The following is a 19,462-nucleotide window of genomic DNA, read 5'->3' on the forward strand; positions in this document are numbered from 1 at the left end:
GAAATATAAGAGGTTTTAAGAGAGAAACATGATGTAGCTCATTATTGAACTACATCATTGATATCTAGACTATTCTTTTGAAACGCCAGCAAGTTCCATCAACGCATCGTGATCTTCGATAGTGATGTATTTGCCTTTAACGCTCAAGATGTCCGCTTTTTGGAAACGACCTAACAGACGGCTGATTGTTTCAACAGTCAAACCAAGGTAGTTACCAATATCGCCACGAGTCATCGTTAAGCGGAACTCACGAGGGCTGAAGCCACGCTGAGAGAAGCGAGTTGAAAGGTTGTAAAGGAATGCCGCAAGGCGCTCTTCCGCGTTCTTTTTAGAAAGAAGCAGAATCATTTCCTGGTCACCTTTAATCTCATTACTCATCAAACGCATAATCTGCTGACGCAATTTAGGCATTTTTCCTGATAAGTCATCGAGAATCTCATATGGAATTTCACATACCATAGAAGTTTCCAAAGCTTGAGCGAAACTAGGGTGTTCATCACCCGTGATCGCGTCAAAGCCAACAAGATCGCCCGCTAAGTGGAATGCAGTAATCTGCTCATCACCTTGCTCGGTAATCGTATAGCTTTTAATCGTTCCAGAGCGAATAGCATAAAGAGACTTAAGTTCGTCTCCCGCTTTAAATAGCTCTTGGCCTTTTTGAATAGGTTTCTTTCTTTCAATGATCTGATCAAGTTGATCTAGCTCAGATTCATTCAACGTAAATGGGATACAGAGTTGGCTAATACTACAATCTTGGCAGTGGATCGCACAGCCACCAGACTGAACTCGTTTCGTCACAGGCTTTTCAGAAATCATAACAATCTTTCACTATTTGATATACGTCAATATTTTAGCATTCCTTAATCCTAAAGGGTAGTAAAAAAACCGGATTAAAGACACCACTATACGGTATAAATAATGAGCTGTAGCGCCATATAACCGGTATAGAAGCCGTAAATGAGGATTAAAATTGCGCCAAACTGGCGAAATAAGTCAGCTTGTTGCAGTTTTTTGAGGAAATTGGCACCCATTCCAACCGTGAGCATCGCTGGAAGAGTACCTAAACCGAAAGCAAGCATGATACCCGCTCCGTTATACCAACTTCCTGACACTGCCGCCCACGTTAGCATTGAGTAAACAAGACCACATGGAAGCCAACCCCAGATAAAACCAAAAGGTAAAGCATGGCTAGGGTGCTTCAATGGTAGAAATGATTTGCCTAAAGGAGAGATATAACGCCATAGCTTCTGTCCAACTTTTTCAAAGAACAACAAGCCAAACCACCATTTACCAATATACAAACCTAAGACGATCATAAAACCAGCAGCAAACAAACGCAGCCAGCCCAGCAGAGCATTAAAATCGCTCAGCTGACCTATCGAAGAGATTGCACCACCAATAACACCGCCAATCACAGCATAGCTTAGCAAGCGCCCTAAGTTATAAAGCAGGGGAATGACAGGGGAAGGTTTACTGTTGCCAATCGAAAGAAGCGACGCAATACCACCACACATTCCCATGCAATGGCCTGCTCCGATCAATCCAACAACAAAAGCGCCAATCCAATCAGGCGTCATCGTTCTTTTTGTCTAAGTTAGTTTGGCTTTCTACGTTAGCTTTCTCATTCTTGACAGGTTTACTATCAGAATGATGATGAACATTAGTATCTTCATCAAACAGAATGTTATGGCCTTGGCGTTCAAGGTCTTCAAACTGCTCGCTCTTCACAGCCCATAGAAAGATTCCAACCGCGATACATACAAGTACGATCGCAATTGGAATGAGTATGTATAAACTTTCCATTATTTACCTTGCTCTTTTAAAAGCCTTAACGAGTTAGATACTACAATAATAGAGCTAGCAGACATGCCAACAACGGCAATGTATGGAGCAACCAAACCTGCAACAGCCAACGGAAGAATAAGTAAGTTATATCCTAGTGACCAAGCTAGGTTTTCACGGATTATCCTACGCGTTTTTAGCGCCAAAGTACGGGACTTAAGTAATCTATCGAGCTTATCACCCAATAGCACCATATCCGCAGAGGCTTTCGCCACATCAGTACCGCCGCCCATAGCAACAGACAGGTGAGCACCGGCAAGAATAGGGGCGTCATTGATACCGTCACCAACCATCATGGTGATGTCACTTGCGTCTCTAGAGTTTAAATAAGCCAGCTTGTCTTCCGGCTTCGCGTTAGCAACAATGTCAGTAATACCAATCTCTGCTGCAACAGGCTTCGCATTGATCAAAGAGTCGCCAGTCAGCAGCGTGGTTTTGATTCCCGCTTCTTTGAATTGCTTAATGAACTCGATACTTTCTTTACGAATCGGATCTTCATAAGTGAATGTTGCAATATGACGACCAGACATCGACAAGTAAATACCGTTACTTTTAGATGGCTGAGCTTCACCTAGAATGAACTCGCTGCTACCAATCGCCACTTCTTGCCCATTCAACTCGCCAGTAATGCCCGAGCCAATCACGTTGTTTACCGACTCTACTTCGATACCATCAGAAATATAAGTTTTGAACGCTTTAGCGATAGGGTGGTTAGCGTGTTGCTCTAGGCTTGCTGCAACTTGCAAACAAGTGTCTTTATCAAGGTCAGCAAACGTCTCAACTTGACTGATACGAATATCACCTTCAGTGAGAGTGCCCGTTTTATCGATGATTAAGTGGTTTACCTTGCACAAGGTTTCAAATACGTGGCCTTTGCGCAGCAAAATACCAAAGTTACCCATACGAGATGTTGAACACGTAATCGCCGTCGGCGTCGCAAGAGACAGAGCGCAAGGGCAGGTCGCTACTAATACTGAAAGCATGATCCAGAAAGCGTCTTCTGGTCGTGTTTGATGCCAGTAGAACCAAGTCCCGAATGAAATGATTAAGATAACCGCGACAAAGTATCGAGCCACCACATCGGCGATTTCAGCAATTCGGGGTTTAGACAATTGAGCTTCATCTTGAAGGCGAACGATATTAGAAATCACCGAATCCGCTTTAGAGGTCATCACTTCCAATTCAAACGATTCATCACCATTCAATGTGCCAGCAAAGACCGTATCACCTTCATTCTTAACCACATGGATAGATTCGCCAGTCAGCATGGATTCATCGATATGAATTCTGCCAGACAATACTTTGCCATCTGCGGGAATATGTTCACCCGGTAGAACGCGAATCTGGTCGCCAACTTTTAAGGTTTTCACCGGAACTTGCTCACCGTCTAGCGTTGTCGCCATCGCAGGAACGAGCTTAAGCAGGTTACCGCTAGCTGCTGCCGCTTTACGACGCGCGCGCATCTCAAGGAAACGACCAAGCAACAAGAAGAAGGTGAACATCGAGATAGATTCAAAGAACACTTCACCTTGCTCTGTCACTGTTGCCACTAAACTCGCAACGTAAGCAAATAGCAGAGCGATCGAAACGGGTACATCCATACCCAATGTTCGGCCTTTAATACTGCGCCACGCATTAATATAGAAAGGTAACGCAGAGTATAGGAGAACAGGGGTTGCGAAGATCAGACTTACCCAACGGAAGTAACTTTTGAATTCAGGTTCAAGGCTGCCAAATACTTCGAGGTAGAGCGCTACAGCTAACATCATGACTTGCATGGTCGCTAAACCAGCAATACCAAGACGATAGAGATAATTCTTCATCGAACGATGATAGGCGGCTTCTTGTTGATCAGCCTCAAATGGTGCTGCTTTGTAGCCTAAGGTATGGATTGTAGACAACAGCTCGCTCAGTTTAGCCTGAGTGTTGTCCCAGCTGAGCAGGGCGCGGTTAGTCGTGGTATTAACACTAATGCTAACAACCCCTAACTTTGAAGAGACTTGCTTTTCAATAAGCCATGCACAAGCAGCACAAGAGACACCTTCGAGTGACAATGTCACTTCAGATGTATTTTCAGAGTTACGGACGAACTCCAATTGAACATCTTCGTTGTCGTAATGACTGAGTGCTAGAAGTTGCTCTGGCACGAGATCCGCTTTTTCAGCCGGAGCGGTACGATATTGGTAATAAGAGACCAAACCGCTATCAACGATTGTCTGGGCTACGGTTTCGCAACCTGGACAACACATCGGTTGAACCGATCCTAAGATTTCTACTTTAAAATCCGTTTCCGCTGGTACATCTTCACCGCAGTGATAACAGGATTCACACATAAGCTTTAGTTCGTTAGTTGAGTAGGAGTATCAATTGGGAAGTTCATGCGACCTTGCACTAACCATTCAGAATCATGCGGAGAAAGCTCGATAAACCATGGACCTTGCATTTCATGGTCCAGAGTCAACGTGTAGTTGCCGCTCGCATCAGCGGTCAGTAGCTGAGTAAAATCACGGTCAGGGAGCGTTCGGTGCACGAACATTGCGCTAATAGCTGGAAAGTGGTCTAGCTTGCCTTTGTCTAGGGTAATGATAACTGAGTTACCTTTCTCGCTAACTGAAGCTGATAGGCCAAGCTCTTTAGCAACGTTTACTTTTGAAATGTCGACATTAATACCTTTACCTTTTTTATAGTAATCTTCAGTGACAACGTTAACTGAATGGTTGGTAAGTATCGCGACTCGAACCAATGTTAGCATAGAAACGCCAACGGTTAGGAAAATCAAAAACCACGGCCAAAACTGCTTATACCAAGGTTGTACCATATTATTATTCTCAATATATCCAATGAAATAAAACTAATTTTTACAAACACTTAAGGTTATAACTGTAAAAGAAAGACAGCCCCTTAAGAAGGGGCTGTTATTATTATGTTACTCTTTATCTGAGTTGCTGAGGCTCCAGACGTAGGCAGCGACGAGCTGTACCTTATCCTCACCGAGGATATCCTTCCAAGCCGGCATTACACCAGAACGACCGTTCATTACTGTTTCAGTTACATCAGCACGAGAATCGCCAAACAACCAATCGCGGTCTGTTAGGTCAGGAGCACCAACAGCAGGGTTACCCTTGCCATCTGTACCGTGACACGCAGCACACACTACGAAACGTGCTTTACCAGCTTCTGCTTCACGTACGTTCACGCTACGACCAGAAAGGCTAAGAGTGTAGCTAACCACTTCTTTAACGCCTTCTTCGCCAAGTGCGTCTTTCCACGCTGGCATTTGACCGACACGACCATGCATGATGGTAGTAACGATCGCTTGTGGTTCACCGCCATATAGCCATGCATCGTCAGTCAAGTTAGGGAAGCCTTTTTGACCACGAGCATCAGAACCATGACACTGAGAACAGTTTTGCAGGAACAAGCGTTGACCAACTTTGATTGCGTCAGCATCTGATGCAATGTCAGGAACAGAACGAAGACCGTTCTCATCATGAGCTAGCTTCTTAAATGCTTCGCCAAAGTAAGTGTTCGCGTCATCAAGCTCTTTTGCGTACTCATCTAACTGTTTGTTAGCTTGAGCTGCCGCAATTGAAGAGCGAGACTCTTCTACGCTACGAACTGTTTGGTTTGAACTCGTCCAACCTAGTAGACCTTTAAAGTTGCCAAGGCCCGGGTATAGAGCAAGATAAACAGCTGCAAACACAATTGTGCTAACGAAAAGGTATGTCCACCATTTAGGTAGTGGATTATTAAGCTCACGAATACCATCGTATTCATGGCCCATGTCATGACCTTCTTCTACACCTGTTTTATCGTTGGAACACCAACGAAGTAAGGCTGCACAGCCAATCAGCGTACCGATTGTGATGACTGTTACCCAAATACTCCAGAATGTACTCATTACTTCGTCACTCCTTGATTTTTATCTTTCGCAGGTGCTTCATCAGAGAACACTAGGTTTGCATCTTCGTCGAAGCGCGACTTACGATTTTTACCGAAAGCCCACCAAACGATGCCGATGAAACAAGCAAAAACAGTAACAGTCCAAACACTTTGAAATGTAATAATGTCCATAATTATTCCTTATTTCATTGCGTGGCCAAGCGATTGAAGGTAAGCGATGATTGCATCCATCTCTGTTTTTCCTTCAACATCTTGTTTAGCGTTAGCAATTTGTTCGTCTGTGTAAGGAACACCAAATTGATTACGGAAGATTTCAAGCTTCTGCTTAGTCAATTTGCCATCAAGTACATTCTCAGCAAGCCATGGGAAACCAGGCATGTTTGATTCAGGAACAAGTTCGCGAGGGTCGAGAAGGTGAACACGGTGCCACTCATCAGAGTAACGATCACCAACACGCGCTAGATCTGGGCCAGTACGCTTAGAACCCCATAGGAATGGGTGTTCCCAAACGCTTTCGCCCGCCACAGAGTAGTGACCGTAACGTTCTGTTTCAGAGCGGAAAGGACGAATCATTTGGCTGTGACATACGTTACAACCTTCACGAATGTAAATATCACGACCTTCCATCTCCAGAGCAGAGTAAACGCGTAGGTTTTCTACAGGCTCAGTCGTCTGCTTTTGGAAAATAAGCGGAGTGATTTCTACTAAAGCACCAAAGCTGATTGCGATAACAATTAAGATCGCGAGTAGACCAACGTTTTTCTCGACCAACTCATGGCGATTCTTTGAATTTGAGCTCATTCTAAATCTCCTTAAGCCGGTTGAGGGATAGCTTTAAGACTATCTTTAGGTGCAGAAACAGTTTTGTACGTGTTGTATGCCAGTAAGAACATACCAGATAGGAAGATAAGACCACCTAAGAAACGCACAAAGTAGAACGGGTAAGAAGCTTCTACAGATTCTACAAAGCTGTAAGTCAATGTACCGTCAGAGTTAACTGCACGCCACATCAGACCTTGCATCACACCAGAGATCCACATTGCAACAATGTAGAAAACTGTACCAATCGTTGCTAACCAGAAGTGAACATTGATTAGAGATACAGAGTACATACGCTCTTGACCAAATAGTTTAGGAACTAAGTGGTAAACCGAACCAATTGAAACCATAGCAACCCAACCTAACGCACCAGAGTGAACGTGACCGATGGTCCAGTCCGTGTAGTGAGATAGTGCGTTAACCGTTTTAATTGCCATCATAGGGCCTTCGAAAGTCGACATGCCGTAGAATGATAGAGAAACGATTAGGAAACGTAGGATTGGGTCGTAGCGAAGCTTATGCCACGCACCAGATAGAGTCATAATACCGTTGATCATGCCACCCCAAGACGGAGCAAACAGAACCAATGACATAACCATACCTAGAGACTGAGTCCAGTCTGGAAGTGCAGTGTAGTGTAGGTGGTGTGGACCAGCCCAGATATACAGTGACACAAGAGCCCAGAAGTGAACAATCGACAAACGGTAAGAGTAAACAGGGCGACCAGCTTGTTTAGGAACGAAGTAATACATCATACCTAGGAAACCAGCTGTCAATAGGAAGCCTACCGCATTGTGTCCGTACCACCATTGCACCATTGCATCAATTGCACCTGCATAAATCGAGTAAGATTTAAACGCAGATACAGGAACAGCTAAGCTGTTAACTATGTGCAACACGGCAACCGTGATGATGAAGGCTCCGAAGAACCAGTTTGCTACATAAATGTGCGATGTCCTACGTTTAATCATGGTTCCGAAGAACACGACTGCGTAAGCTACCCACACAAGAGTAATAGCAATATCGATTGGCCATTCAAGTTCTGCATATTCTTTACCAGAGGTTAAACCTAACGGTAAAGTAATTGCAGCGGACAGGATAATCGCTTGCCACCCCCAAAAGGTAAAGGCTACGAGAGGGCCACCAAAGAGACGCGTCTGACAGGTACGTTGCACAACATAATATGATGTTGCAAACAGCGCACTTGTACCGAACGCAAAAATAACCGCATTAGTATGCAGGGGACGTAAACGACTGTACGTCAACCACGGCGTATCAAAGTTTAGCTGTGGCCAAACTAATTGAGCGGCAATCAAAACACCAACGCCCATACCGACAATACCCCACAAAATTGTAACGAGGGTAAATTGACGGACGACCGTATAGTTGTAGTTTTGTTCAAGCTGCTTTTCTTGGCTCATTTGCATGCTTCCAATTTCTTATTTACTACACTTTACTTCCAACACGACTCACGTCGTAATGCCACCCAAATTAGAAAAGGAAATTCAGCCTATTCAGGGCTTTATTTCCACTTGCTGATTTTGAAAAAAAGTGGCATTTTCAACGCGACACTATACTTGAATTAACAAATCAATGACAGAGTAGTAACCTTACGCTTGGTCTGGAATTGGATTTTTATTTAAAAACTTTGAACTTTGTAACAAGGAGTAAAGATTATAATGGCGGCACAAAAGCTAACAAAAGGCAGGCTTGTTCAAATTATCGTCATGTTGGTTATTTTAATAGCGGCATTTACTTGGAGAACAGTAACATACGATACTCACGAAACAGTAAGCTGTATAATTTCAAAACCGTGTGAATTTGGTATTGATAATCATAATGTTTTAATTTCGGGCGATAAATCAGGGTATTCAATCGAAACATCTAAAACTGGCAAATTTATCATTAGCTACAATGAGAGTGGAATTCTAGAAGAAAAAGGGCCATCGAATTGGCTGTTACAAACTAATGATAAGACCTCCTCAATAACAGTTACATTTCCACAACAGATAAGCACGTTTTCCGTAAACCTTTCTAAAGAGTAATAGAGGGAAAACTGAGTCACGCCTCGGTTCTTTTGATAGAAATATGTACCAAATCAGTGAAACACCATGCATTAAAGTGTTATAAAGAGGACATTAATAAAGTTTCCCGGAATCTATGAAATTTCTATCAAAAGTCTCTTATTCCCTAGACGATAAAATCGCAGTAGATGAGTTGCTCAGTGGAGTAGAAAACCCTGACGATATTGCCTGTCTTATTTGCTACTGCACAGAAGAGTACTCAACACTCGCTGTGCAGAGATATTTCGTAGATGCTCTCCCTAACACCCCAATACATGGCTGCACCACTTGTCACGGCATTATGACCGAAACTGGGTTCCACTCCGGCCCAGTGATAGGCGTACTCATCATCTATGACTCTGGGATCAACGCCTATGGTACGGGTATCGAGCACTTTAGCGACTCCATAAACCAAAGTACCTTCAGCGCCATCGATAAAGCACTTAAGAACGCCAACCGAGAAGGTGAAATCCCTGATCTTATCTTATTGCATTCCACTCCAGGCAATGAAGAGAAGGTCATGGCAGCGATCGATAAGAAGTTTGGTACTGAGGTACCTATTATTGGTGGCAGCGCGGCGGATAATCAGGTTTCTGGAAACTGGAGTATCTTTACCGAAGAGTCACTCTCTATCAATGGCGTGTCTTTAACTGTGGTATTTGCTTCTCAGTCCATCTATTCGTCTTTTAGTGCAGGTCATACGCCCACTCGCTATTCTGGGACCGTGACTAAAGTAAGAAACCGAATATTGTTGGAGATTGACCATAGACCAGCCGTCACCGTTTATAACGAATGGACCAATTTCCATCTAGGTGGTAGTGATGATGGTTATATATTCGAAAAGTCGTCCGTGTATCCACTAGGTAGAAAAGTTGGCTCTTCATACGACTACCCATATTTCAAATTGTCTCACTCAATCAGAGAAACAGAGTGCAATGGAATCGAGCTATTCACAGACATCAGTGAAGGCGACACCATTTATTTGATGCAGGGGTCTAAACAGCAATTGATAAGCCGTGCCGCTAATATTATTCACTCTTCTTACTACAACGACATGGATTTAGAAGAGAAACTAGGTGCGATCAATATCTTCTGCGCAGGTCCAATGTTGAACCTTAAGCAAGATATGGACGATGTATGCGATCAAATAAATCAAGCACTTAACGGACTCCCATACATATGCCCATTCACCTTTGGTGAACAAGGAAGGTTATCTGGCGGTGAGAGTGCGCACGGAAATTTAATGGTATCGTCTGCAACGTTTTATAGGTTGAAAAAATAATGGGCTCTGAAGGTCAAGAAGCGCTGCAAGAAGCACGTATTGAACTGCAAAAACTAAAAGCCCGTGAGCGAAAACTGGCTGAAGAGAACAGGGTGATCTTATCAACCATCTCTGCGATCAGTAAGGCAAGTAACATATCTGAGATATTTTATAGTCTTGAATTTGTGCTCAAAAAATACATTAAGTTTGATGACTTTATCGTAATATCTAGGGTAGGGAACGAAGGTAATTTCAAAACCCTTCTAACCAATAACAAAGTCTTCGAACAAATGAATTGGAGTGATTGTGGCAAGCTATCTCGAGTGATCAATGGAGAATGCGCCATCCTTTTTGAACCCAAGTCTCTGGGTGAATTCAATTCCTTACACCCCATTATCCTCGATCAAATCAACTCTGTTCTAATTACTGGTATCGATAGCGGACTAACACAATCCGTAATCATCTTTATCCACTCCAATACCAAGCACTTTAGTGTTGAAACAAAAGCAACCCTAAACCGCTTTAGACCACTAATTGAGCGTGCTGTTTTCGATATTGAAAACAAAGAAAAGCTTGAAGCAACCGTTCGAGAGCGTACAGCAGAGCTTGTTACAGCAAGAAAAGACGCAGAAAGAGCCAACAAGGCCAAGTCTGAATTCCTCGCAATGATGAGTCATGAATTAAGAACACCGCTAAATGCCATCATTGGCTTGATAGACGCCCTAAAATCCACATCACTGAACGAAGAGCAACAGTCTATACTGCTTAATATGAGCACATCATCAGAGCTTTTATTGGCAATTATCAGTGACGTATTGGATTTTTCTAAGATTGAATCTGGATGTTTCTCACTAGCACCTCAATGGAGCAACGTAAGAGACACTGTAACGTTTGTATTATCTGAACAAAAGAAGACAGCAGACTATAAAGGGTTGGCGCTAACGGTAGCTAGCGATATCCCTGAAGGTGAACTTCATTACATCGACCCAAGTCGCTTGGCACAAATCCTATTTAATTTGATCGGTAACGCGATAAAATTCACTGAACGCGGGCATGTTCATGTTTCTATCAAATACCTGCAGAGCTCATTCTATATAACAGTAGAAGACACCGGGATTGGCATTAGCTCACAACAACTTTCGTCGCTATTCAGCCCATTCGTGCAAGCTGATAGTACAATCACACGCAGATTTGGTGGCACCGGTTTAGGCCTTGCGATAACCAAGCGACTGGTAGAACTGATGCGAGGACGCATATCTGTAGAGAGTGAACCCGGAAAAGGTTCTAAATTCGAAGTGCAGTTACCAGTGCTTACCAGAGTCACGAACAATCTAGCTCACAGTGAAGAGGACAAATCTTCAAGAGAACTCAGAAGTCGCTATTCAGTTTTAGTTGTCGAAGACAATCCTACAAATCAAATGGTGATTAAATTGATTCTAACGCGACAAGGCCACGAAGTTTTTATCGCAAGTAACGGTGAAGAAGCAATTGGATTTGTTGAAAGAGGAAACGACTCGATAGATATTATCTTGATGGATGTGTCGATGCCCGTAATGGATGGCCTAACGACAACTAAATACATGAGAGACGCGAACATCAAAACGCCAATCGTCGCGCTAACAGCACACACATCACTAGAAGATAAATATTCGTGCTTAGATGTAGGCATGGATGATTTCGTCACCAAACCAGTAAGAACCAAAGAGATCACAGAGGCTATCGATCGATTAATGCTTGAAATCTAATAAACGTATTCTTAATCGAAGATTAGGATATATGTTTATTAGGTATTTTATGGTAAATAGCTTTACTGTTAAATAGAACGCCAATTTGGTAGATAAACAAGAGGCAGGGCATCACACAAAGATACCTGCCTTATAAACACCAAAACCAATTTAACATAATATACATAATACGCACTAAGCGTGTTATTAAGTGAGACAGTACAAACTACGTTTGTTGCTCCTTTATGCTCTACAAGCAAGCTTATAGCAGCAGAAAGCGAGCTTAATCTAACTATCATGAGTACCAGAAGCCAACGAAAATACGCGAGCATGCATAAGAACGCCTTGCAGGCTTTCTATTTCATTAAGCAAATGCTCCGTAATCCCTGCACGAATATCATCTGTATAAGCCCCAGACTCCAAAAACATAGAAATACTATGCAGACGGTTAACCTGGTCTGAAATATCATCCAGAGTGAATTTATCGCATGATTTTTTCTTATCCATAGATAGCTCTAAAATATCCGAGCTATTGCTATTGCTTTCAGTGTTTACAATAATTGTATTCATATGTTTATTCCTAATTTTCGTGGTTGGGGTTTCATACATTCAGGGACGCTGTAACGTCCCTGAATGCTCACAGCAAAAAAATCAATCTATACGACCTTTCCTTAGGCAAGACAGCATATATCTCTTCAAAGCAACTGTCGGAGAAGACTGATCGCGCTTACATAGCTTTTTAAAATCCTCCTTAAGCTCAGAGTTACAACGAAAGTTAAAATTCGAATCCAAATCATCAGAGTAAGACTTGTTTCTATCCTCATTAATTTGGCGCACTTTCTTGGTGTCCCAAGGACTAGGTATATCTGACATAAAGCACCCTATTGCAATTGCATTGAAATCACAAAAAGAATAACAGACGACATTTGCAATTACAAGAGATTCGCAAATGCTTTTTTCAGGCAAAAACGAAGAAATCTAACTTATTGATAATAAAAGGAATGCAAAGCGTTAATACCGAAATGGTACAAGAGTACACTATTAAAGATAGTGTACTCTCCATCCAAAACGCTGTGCGCGTTTTGGGTCCCTCCCGACGAAACGGGCCCCTCCCAAAACGCGCACAGCTGTTAGATAAAAAGAGAAACTGAATCTAATGAAGCTAGGAACGTAAGCAAGGAGAGATTTTAAAAACTAGTGGTATGTCATTTTTTAACATACTGGTATGTCATGCAATAACAAACTCAGAATGTTAGTGCGCATTGTGCAAATTATGTTACGGGTTAACTTCTAACAACGATTTTCCTAACGGGCATCAAAAAGGCCAGACAAGCTGACCTCCTCATTGAGCATGTTACTCACCCACGTTCTTATTCAGTTAAGCAAAGCAAACCACTCAACATAATTTAGACCCATAATACGCACTGAGATTGTAAGCGCAAAGTTGTAATGTCACTATTTTCCAAAGTTAAAATGTCCCTTTAGCTCATCACCACTAGGCTTAATTGATATTGGTAAACGCTATGGACATAACAACATGCTGGTGACTATGAGTGATTCAGAGATCAATCGTTTTAAAGTAATTGAAGATGTGTGTCAGCGACGGATACGTCGGGCCGATGCTGCCGAGATCCTCAGCTTGAGTGTCCGTCACATCCAACGCCTGATGAACCGACTTCGTAAATACGGTGCGAGCGGATTGGCTCATCGCGCTCGCGGTAAGCCTAGCAATCATCGTTATTCAAGTGGTTATCGAAACTCGGTGCTAAGCCTTGTCCGTGAAAACTACAGCGACTTCTCACCAACACTCGCTCAAGAAAAGTTATCTGAGCTGCACAACTTGCCCATATCAAACGAAACTTTACGTCAATGGATGATCGCCGACGGACTGTGGCTTCCACATTCACAACGCAAATCTCGGGTCTATCAACCTCGTTACCGTCGAGACTGTCTTGGAGAATTGATTAAGATAGATGGCTCACATCATGACTGGTTTGAGGGCCGCAGCGACAAATGCTGCCTATTGGTGTTCATTGATGATGCAACTGGCCGCTTGATGAACCTAAGATTCAGTGAGACCGAATCCGCGTTTGACTACATGCTGACCACACGTGAATACCTTAATGAGCACGGTAAACCCATCGCATTTTACAGTGACAAGCACTCGATTTTTCGAGTGAATCAGGAGAAACACAAACAAGTTGGCCAACCTCACGCTGCAAGACCGACTGGTTAAAGAGATGCGCTTACAAGGCATCGACACCATAGAACAAGCCAACGCCTGGCTTCCCTACTTCATCGCCGATTTTAACCACCGCTTTGCTAAACCCGCACAATACCCGAAAAACATGCATCGTCCGGTTCGAGAGTCCAAGCAAGAACTCGACGATATTTTCAAGTGCAAGAAACCCTCAAGAGTCAACTAGAACACTTCCTTTATTAAATTAACCTTACGATTCTCAAATACAGGCTCTAAGCCATTTAGTCCAAACAAAAAAGTTACGTTGTATCTTATCTTCAACTAACCTACTTTAGTTCGCTATTGCTTAACTGCAAAACAAACCACTTAAACCGGTCACTATTTCGTGTTTAAATTTTGTTCTATCAAACAGTTGTGCCAATAAATTTGGTGATTGAGCAATCAAATGCTATGCATTCGGGTATGAGTTATGAATTAAAGTGTTAACATCAAGAAATGTTGTAAACTAGGTGTTTGATATGTTGCCTAAACTTTATAAGTTCAGATCGCTCCACGACAGAAACATACAATCTATTGCCGAATGTTCGTTATGGTTTGATTACGCTAAGACCTTTAATAACCCATTTGAGTCTAACCATCTGCTCGACAAAGAACTTCAGAACGATTTCAAGGTTGTGTGTTTTTCTCAGTCAAGTGACCACCCAATACTATGGTCTCAGTATGGCGACAACTTTAAAGGCATGTGCATCGAGTATGATCTCAATTGTTATAATGGTGAGGCCAAGCTCAATTGCTTTGAAGTACAGTATGAAGACGACCCAAACATGTTCCAATTAGAATCGTTGAATGAATTCCAAACATCTGAATTGGAAGCAGAAATATTTAAGATCAAGCATTCTAATTGGCGTTACGAAAAGGAATATCGCTGGGTGTTGCCTAATCAGGAGATGCTCGGCAATAAGCTGTACCTTAATAGAGAATGCCTAAGCTCTGTGATCCTCTCTGAACACGCTCCTGCCGACAGGAAGCTTAAAGTTCTGATGACTTGCCAACGCCTTGGTATTCCCGTTAAACACGCAACAGCCAAACAAGAGTCGTTTACATTCGAAGTGGTCAGTTAAAATAACACACCAACTGATCCAGTAACCGCCCAAAGGTTACTGCGTAACAAAAAGGGAGCCACATTTAATGTAGCTCCCTTTTTATTTACATGTTCGTCGTCAGTTGTCCAGGCACTCTACCCTGCATTTGTTCAATTGTCGTTATAGACATTTGAACTGTGGAAAACCAATAAGGACGATGCTTAACGTTAAACAATTCGCTGTTATCCAACGCTTCGAAAATAGAAAACTTTCGACCTTGGGCGAGAGCCGCGCCATAAACTGTTCGCTCAAGCACGGGGATATCATTCACTTCCTCTAGAAGCGCCCTCTTAATGAACAGATTACTTGGGCTCCAATCTACAAATTCAACGAGATTTTTTAGTAGCTTAAGCTCCAATTTCTCTACCATTACTTCGAGAAATTGTGTGTTTGGTATCACCTCTGTACAAGCATAATATTCATCATGCTTGTCACTTGCTTCACGATAGCCAAGCATCGTTTTTACCAATGCATCTTCAAAAATTGAAGAAAAGTGGTTACAAATCAAGAATAAAGGCAGAACTCTCAAAACACCAAGTAGAATACCGACGTTAGGATCTTTTACCGACGTTTCTTGAAGTCGAATTCGAGTCGCATTTGAAGTCACTACCAGATGCTGCCAAACCTTAGGCGAGATGTGTTTGATGTTGCCATCACTCCATTTAATAAGCTGCTGGCTCATCAGTAATGGAAACAACAAACGACAGTTCTCGATACCGATTTGGCGCGCTGCAACTTTAGGATCGAGAATTACCTTGGACTTTTTACCGTACTTTTCAGTGAACTCACGATTGGAAACAAACTCGATTAAGCTTGAACTCAATGCACTACTTTTGGCTGATATTTCATGGAGCTTAGAAAAGTTTAAGGATGGCGAATAGCCAACATTAGCGAACTGGTTGTAGTCTGGTAGCTCTGAAAACAATGTGCTTATTAAGGTCCCTTGAAGCTTCTCAAGCATAAGCTCCGAGGCTGCATTACTTACATCATCGACCACGTAACGCAGTGTTTGTTGCTTCGCGACGACTTTCTCACGATGAGCGTTAACTCTATCTTGTTCACAACGCAATAAAATACGTTGATTGTGAGATATGCGGTCAGATTCATCAAATATAACGCTATCACAGTATCTATTTTCCAAACTCAGTAATGTATCTACCGTAGATTGTTCGAGTTTATACTCCGGAGAGATCAGCCACCGATTAAAGCGAGCCTCAACATTGATTGAGACTTTTCTAGATATCTCAATCACTTCTGGGGGGTAATTTTTATGTGCTAACAACAACCGTGACTTTCCTTTGCCCTAAATGCTCTTTTGTCGGCATATCCTGCCTTTATAATAAAACTAATATTAATAGAAATTAGAGATTGGTTCACGTAATTGTTTCAATAAAATTAAGGTTATTTAGTTATAGTGCATTAGATCGGCTTATTATGTGATATGGAGGCGGATGTACTTTTCAGGAAAGCTGTATTTGAACTTTTTCTTCCTCGGTAAGTGCTTTTTAGCTTGTTTGCATGCTTTGCTATCGCCAGATGCCCTAACCTTTTTAATTCTTGCATAACCTTTAGAGTGCTTCATTTCTATCATCAGGTCGCAATAACCATCAAAATCAATATTATTCTTGTTGAGCCCTTTCAGTACTGTGGCTTTGATTTTTTTGGCTACGGGGTTAACCAATGCATCGTCGGCAAAAACAAATGGGGATAAAAAAAACGACAAGAATATTAGATATCTCATACTGCTCTCTCTTTATTGGGGGTGAGAACAGTATGCTTACAGTTAAGGGGGCTGAAGAATTAACTAAGTATGACGTTTTACTAGATAACGCGTAATTCTCGACAATTACGCTTTCTTTGAACCTTTGGATTTAAATCCATTATGCGGAAATACGTTACGAATACGTTGTTGAACGCTTTTAGGTACATCTTTAGTAAATTTGAGATTGTAACCAGAGCGTTTAGCATACACTTTTAACTCACCTTTAAAGGCGTTGTTGTGGCCAATTTCTTGAAGGTTGTGCTTAAAGCTCGGTGGAAGATGACCTTTAACTTGTTCGATCGCCCCGTCACTAAATTTGATTTTCAATACCGGCCGATCAACTGCGACTAACCAGAAAACCAACACTGCACCAATTAAGATTACATACATCATAATGTCACCACTACTGTTGACGGCTATTTATCGTCAGAAAGGAGCTTACTCAAATCTTCTTTAAGGCTAGTAACTGTCTTGCTGGCTTGCTCACTTCGAGACGCTTCGCTAACCAAATACTCTATCGCATCAGATAACGTACAACCGAGTTCGTTTGCTCGTTGAGATAACTTCTCCCAGACTCGATAATCAAGGTCGATAGACTTCTTTTTAGTATGAACTTGTTCAGCGTTGAAATGGCGCTTACGTTTGGCTCTGATCGCTTGCTTGAGTTTGTTATCAAGCTCAGGCGACATGTTATTTGAGATCCACTCAAGAACCCCTGTAGGTTGGTGTTCTAGCTCCAACAAAGCTTTCACGGCAACATCAGCTTCACTTGAATCAATGTGGCAAGTGATCGAATCACCTTCTTTCCATTTTTTTACCAAGTAGTTCCATTTCCAACCACATTCTAAATTTTCAAGCTGCTGATATTTCATGTCTAATCTCGAGAGTTAACCTAGTGACAGCGTAACCCATAATAGGTCACTTAACAATTATTGTCTTGAAAGAATAGACCAAGATCATACTTATATTAGCTTAGTGTTTAGTAACTACAACATAGACCTATATGCCTCCTCGGTTTTTCTATATACTCCCTACCTTATTATCATAATCAGACATTTAAATGACTCAAGTAGATTGGCGACATGTAACGCCTCAGTACGATGAATATAGCGCTCAACTAGAGCAATTTCCTGACATCTCTCCTTCCACATTCTCAGACATTCAACATAGATTTAGAGATGCGCTAACCCGTTTTGTACGCCTATCCAATCTTTCACGAGTTCTACTTGTTAATGCGCCTGACAACTCAATCTATCGTCAACTTATCGTTGAATCTTTGACGACAGAGTTAAATGACGATGTTCAGCCTGTTATAAAAACCGAATCTTTAAATGCAGCCGCTTTATTTGACCAAGTTCAGTCTAAAAATGGTGAAATTGTAGCAACAAAGCCTGGTCTACTTTCTAGATCGAACAATGGTTACCTCGTTGTCTCAGCGAATCTGATCCTTGCAAATCCAGGAAGTTGGTTGTTATTGAAATCCGCACTTCTCGGTGAAGCAGTCGAACCAATTAGCAGTTTTCCAGAGCATCTAAATCAAACGCCTATCGCTGCACTGACATACAACATTAAGTTGATTGTTGTCGGAGACCGCGCTCAACTTGGTGATCTGGATTATCTAGATGGCGATATTCAAACAGGGTTTTGTCTATTCAGTGAAATAGAACAAGATATTAAGCTTTCACACGATACTTTAACCCAATATCTTGGGTATCTAAGATGGCTTCAGCAACGTTATAACCTCCCATATATTACGCAACAGGCACTAATTGGGATTCTTACCGCTGGCGCGCGTGAGACTGAAGATCAGAGCTATATCCCTTTATGTCCTATTTGGCACAATGCGCTATTGAGCGAAGCTTTAGTTGAAGCGGACAATGGTGACATTGATATTCACCATATTCAGCAAGCTCAACAACACAAATACAACCGCGAGTCTTACCTTCCTGAACGTGCTCTCGATGATATTCGAGATGGCCAAGTCATCATCGAAACAGAGGGTGAGCAAGTAGGACAAGTTAACGGCCTGACGGTTATTGACGTTCCTGGACACCCTATTTCTTATGGTGAACCAGCTCGTATTTCCTGTGTTATTCACTTTGGCGATGGTGACATTACCGATGTAGAAAGAAAAGCAGAGCTTGGTGGCAACCTTCACGCTAAAGGCATGATGATCATGCAAGCGTTCGTAAGCAGCGCGCTAAACCTTGAAGATCCGTTGCCATATGCTGCTTCTGTTGTGTTTGAGCAATCATACTGCGAAGTTGATGGCGATAGCGCTTCCCTTGCTGAGCTTTGCTCTCTGGTAAGTGCTTTGTCGGAATACCCTATCAATCAACAGATAGCGGTAACCGGTGCTGTCGACCAATTCGGTCGTGTACAAGCCGTTGGTGGGCTAAACGAGAAAATCGAAGGCTTCTACCATGTATGTAAACACAACGGGCTAACTGGCGAACAAGGTGTGATCCTTCCTAGATCTAACTTAAGACACCTTGCTCTGAAGCCAGACCTAATTGAAAGCATCAAAAACAAAGAGTTCCATATCTGGTCTGTGTCTAATGTAGATGAAGCGATTCCTCTTATTATGAACGCACCATTTAGGGACGAAGAACAAGAAAGCGTTCTGAGTAAAATCGCGGAACGTATTGAAAACTTTGAAAGACATGAGCACCCTATTGGAATCGTTGGACGCATTAAAAACTGGTTTGTCTAGTACTGATCGGACTTGTTTAGCGTACACCTGTTC

The 19,462-nt window shown here is 42.2% G+C and carries 19 protein-coding genes and 1 pseudogene; 6 read left to right on the top strand and 14 right to left on the bottom strand.

Going from position 1 to position 19,462, the window contains the following annotated elements; translation table 11 throughout:
* Positions 1 to 69 precede the first annotated feature (69 nt).
* The 9 genes from fnr to ccoN form a co-directional block, all read right to left on the bottom strand.
* Complete coding sequence (fnr, locus tag AC3CHU_RS08505; protein WP_004733691.1) at positions 70 to 816, bottom strand: fumarate/nitrate reduction transcriptional regulator Fnr; 747 nt, start codon at positions 814 to 816, stop codon at positions 70 to 72.
* An 86-nt stretch (positions 817 to 902) separates the two neighbouring features.
* Complete coding sequence (locus AC3CHU_RS08510) at positions 903 to 1,577, bottom strand: sulfite exporter TauE/SafE family protein (protein ID WP_004733688.1); 675 nt, start codon at positions 1,575 to 1,577, stop codon at positions 903 to 905.
* Positions 1,567 to 1,803 (bottom strand): cbb3-type cytochrome oxidase assembly protein CcoS, encoded by a 237-nt coding sequence (gene ccoS / locus AC3CHU_RS08515; RefSeq protein WP_004733686.1) that lies wholly within the window; start codon positions 1,801 to 1,803, stop codon positions 1,567 to 1,569. Before ccoS ends, AC3CHU_RS08510 begins: the two co-directional genes overlap by 11 nt.
* Positions 1,803 to 4,175 (bottom strand): heavy metal translocating P-type ATPase, encoded by a 2,373-nt coding sequence (locus tag AC3CHU_RS08520; RefSeq protein WP_488524354.1) that lies wholly within the window; start codon positions 4,173 to 4,175, stop codon positions 1,803 to 1,805. Before AC3CHU_RS08520 ends, ccoS begins: the two co-directional genes overlap by 1 nt.
* 5 nt (positions 4,176 to 4,180) lie before the next feature.
* Positions 4,181 to 4,660 carry a FixH family protein gene (locus AC3CHU_RS08525; RefSeq protein WP_017074288.1) on the bottom strand — a complete coding sequence of 160 codons (480 nt, stop codon included), beginning with the start codon at positions 4,658 to 4,660 and terminating at the stop codon, positions 4,181 to 4,183.
* 108 nt (positions 4,661 to 4,768) lie between these two features.
* The gene (gene ccoP / locus AC3CHU_RS08530; RefSeq protein ID WP_488524355.1) at positions 4,769 to 5,743 is read right to left on the bottom strand and encodes a cytochrome-c oxidase, cbb3-type subunit III; all 975 of its coding nucleotides are present in this window, start codon (positions 5,741 to 5,743) and stop codon (positions 4,769 to 4,771) included.
* Complete coding sequence (locus AC3CHU_RS08535; protein ID WP_488524356.1) at positions 5,743 to 5,916, bottom strand: cbb3-type cytochrome oxidase subunit 3; 174 nt, start codon at positions 5,914 to 5,916, stop codon at positions 5,743 to 5,745. Before AC3CHU_RS08535 ends, ccoP begins: the two co-directional genes overlap by 1 nt.
* Positions 5,917 to 5,925: 9 nt before the next feature.
* The gene (gene ccoO / locus AC3CHU_RS08540) at positions 5,926 to 6,546 is read right to left on the bottom strand and encodes a cytochrome-c oxidase, cbb3-type subunit II (RefSeq protein WP_017074286.1); all 621 of its coding nucleotides are present in this window, start codon (positions 6,544 to 6,546) and stop codon (positions 5,926 to 5,928) included.
* Positions 6,547 to 6,557: 11 nt separating this feature from the next.
* Positions 6,558 to 7,985: a cytochrome-c oxidase, cbb3-type subunit I gene (gene ccoN / locus AC3CHU_RS08545; RefSeq protein WP_032497766.1), complete on the bottom strand. Its 1,428-nt coding sequence runs from the start codon at positions 7,983 to 7,985 to the stop codon at positions 6,558 to 6,560.
* A 258-nt stretch (positions 7,986 to 8,243) separates the two neighbouring features.
* Here ccoN and AC3CHU_RS08550 point away from each other — a divergent pair, with 258 nt between their 5' ends.
* From AC3CHU_RS08550 to AC3CHU_RS08560, 3 genes are all read left to right on the top strand, one after another.
* Complete coding sequence (locus tag AC3CHU_RS08550; RefSeq protein ID WP_488524357.1) at positions 8,244 to 8,609, top strand: hypothetical protein; 366 nt, start codon at positions 8,244 to 8,246, stop codon at positions 8,607 to 8,609.
* A 115-nt stretch (positions 8,610 to 8,724) separates the two neighbouring features.
* The gene (locus tag AC3CHU_RS08555) at positions 8,725 to 9,909 is read left to right on the top strand and encodes an FIST signal transduction protein (RefSeq protein ID WP_488524358.1); all 1,185 of its coding nucleotides are present in this window, start codon (positions 8,725 to 8,727) and stop codon (positions 9,907 to 9,909) included.
* Complete coding sequence (locus AC3CHU_RS08560; RefSeq protein ID WP_488524359.1) at positions 9,909 to 11,633, top strand: ATP-binding protein; 1,725 nt, start codon at positions 9,909 to 9,911, stop codon at positions 11,631 to 11,633. Before AC3CHU_RS08555 ends, AC3CHU_RS08560 begins: the two co-directional genes overlap by 1 nt.
* A 267-nt stretch (positions 11,634 to 11,900) precedes the next feature.
* Here AC3CHU_RS08560 and AC3CHU_RS08565 read toward each other — a convergent pair whose 3' ends face one another.
* Positions 11,901 to 12,182, bottom strand: a complete 282-nt coding sequence (locus AC3CHU_RS08565) for a hypothetical protein (RefSeq protein WP_488524360.1) — start codon at positions 12,180 to 12,182, stop codon at positions 11,901 to 11,903.
* A 979-nt stretch (positions 12,183 to 13,161) separates the two neighbouring features.
* Between AC3CHU_RS08565 and AC3CHU_RS08570 the strand changes: the two are divergent.
* A pseudogene (locus tag AC3CHU_RS08570) lies at positions 13,162 to 14,008 on the top strand (ISNCY family transposase); the annotation flags it as partial.
* 322 nt (positions 14,009 to 14,330) lie between these two features.
* Positions 14,331 to 14,933, top strand: coding sequence for a DUF2971 domain-containing protein (locus tag AC3CHU_RS08575; protein WP_171316405.1), 603 nt, complete (start codon positions 14,331 to 14,333; stop codon positions 14,931 to 14,933).
* Between the two features lie 85 nt (positions 14,934 to 15,018).
* On the opposite strand, the gene AC3CHU_RS08580 is transcribed toward AC3CHU_RS08575, so the two are convergent.
* The 4 genes from AC3CHU_RS08580 to matP all read right to left on the bottom strand — a co-directional run bounded on the left by AC3CHU_RS08580 (position 15,019) and on the right by matP (position 17,588).
* The gene (locus AC3CHU_RS08580) at positions 15,019 to 16,239 is read right to left on the bottom strand and encodes a hypothetical protein (protein WP_065205181.1); all 1,221 of its coding nucleotides are present in this window, start codon (positions 16,237 to 16,239) and stop codon (positions 15,019 to 15,021) included.
* Between the two features lie 147 nt (positions 16,240 to 16,386).
* A complete protein-coding gene (locus tag AC3CHU_RS08585) occupies positions 16,387 to 16,695 on the bottom strand; it encodes a hypothetical protein (protein WP_488524361.1) in 309 nt (102 codons plus the stop codon).
* 105 nt (positions 16,696 to 16,800) lie between these two features.
* The gene (locus AC3CHU_RS08590) at positions 16,801 to 17,109 is read right to left on the bottom strand and encodes a DUF3634 family protein (RefSeq protein WP_008221967.1); all 309 of its coding nucleotides are present in this window, start codon (positions 17,107 to 17,109) and stop codon (positions 16,801 to 16,803) included.
* 23 nt (positions 17,110 to 17,132) lie between these two features.
* Complete coding sequence (matP, locus tag AC3CHU_RS08595; protein WP_004733655.1) at positions 17,133 to 17,588, bottom strand: macrodomain Ter protein MatP; 456 nt, start codon at positions 17,586 to 17,588, stop codon at positions 17,133 to 17,135.
* Positions 17,589 to 17,776: 188 nt separating this feature from the next.
* On the opposite strand from matP, the gene AC3CHU_RS08600 reads away from it, so the two are divergent.
* Positions 17,777 to 19,429: a S16 family serine protease gene (locus AC3CHU_RS08600; protein ID WP_488524362.1), complete on the top strand. Its 1,653-nt coding sequence runs from the start codon at positions 17,777 to 17,779 to the stop codon at positions 19,427 to 19,429.
* Positions 19,430 to 19,462 lie beyond the last annotated feature (33 nt).

It is taken from the genome of Vibrio sp. QJM3NY_39, assembly GCF_057785895.1.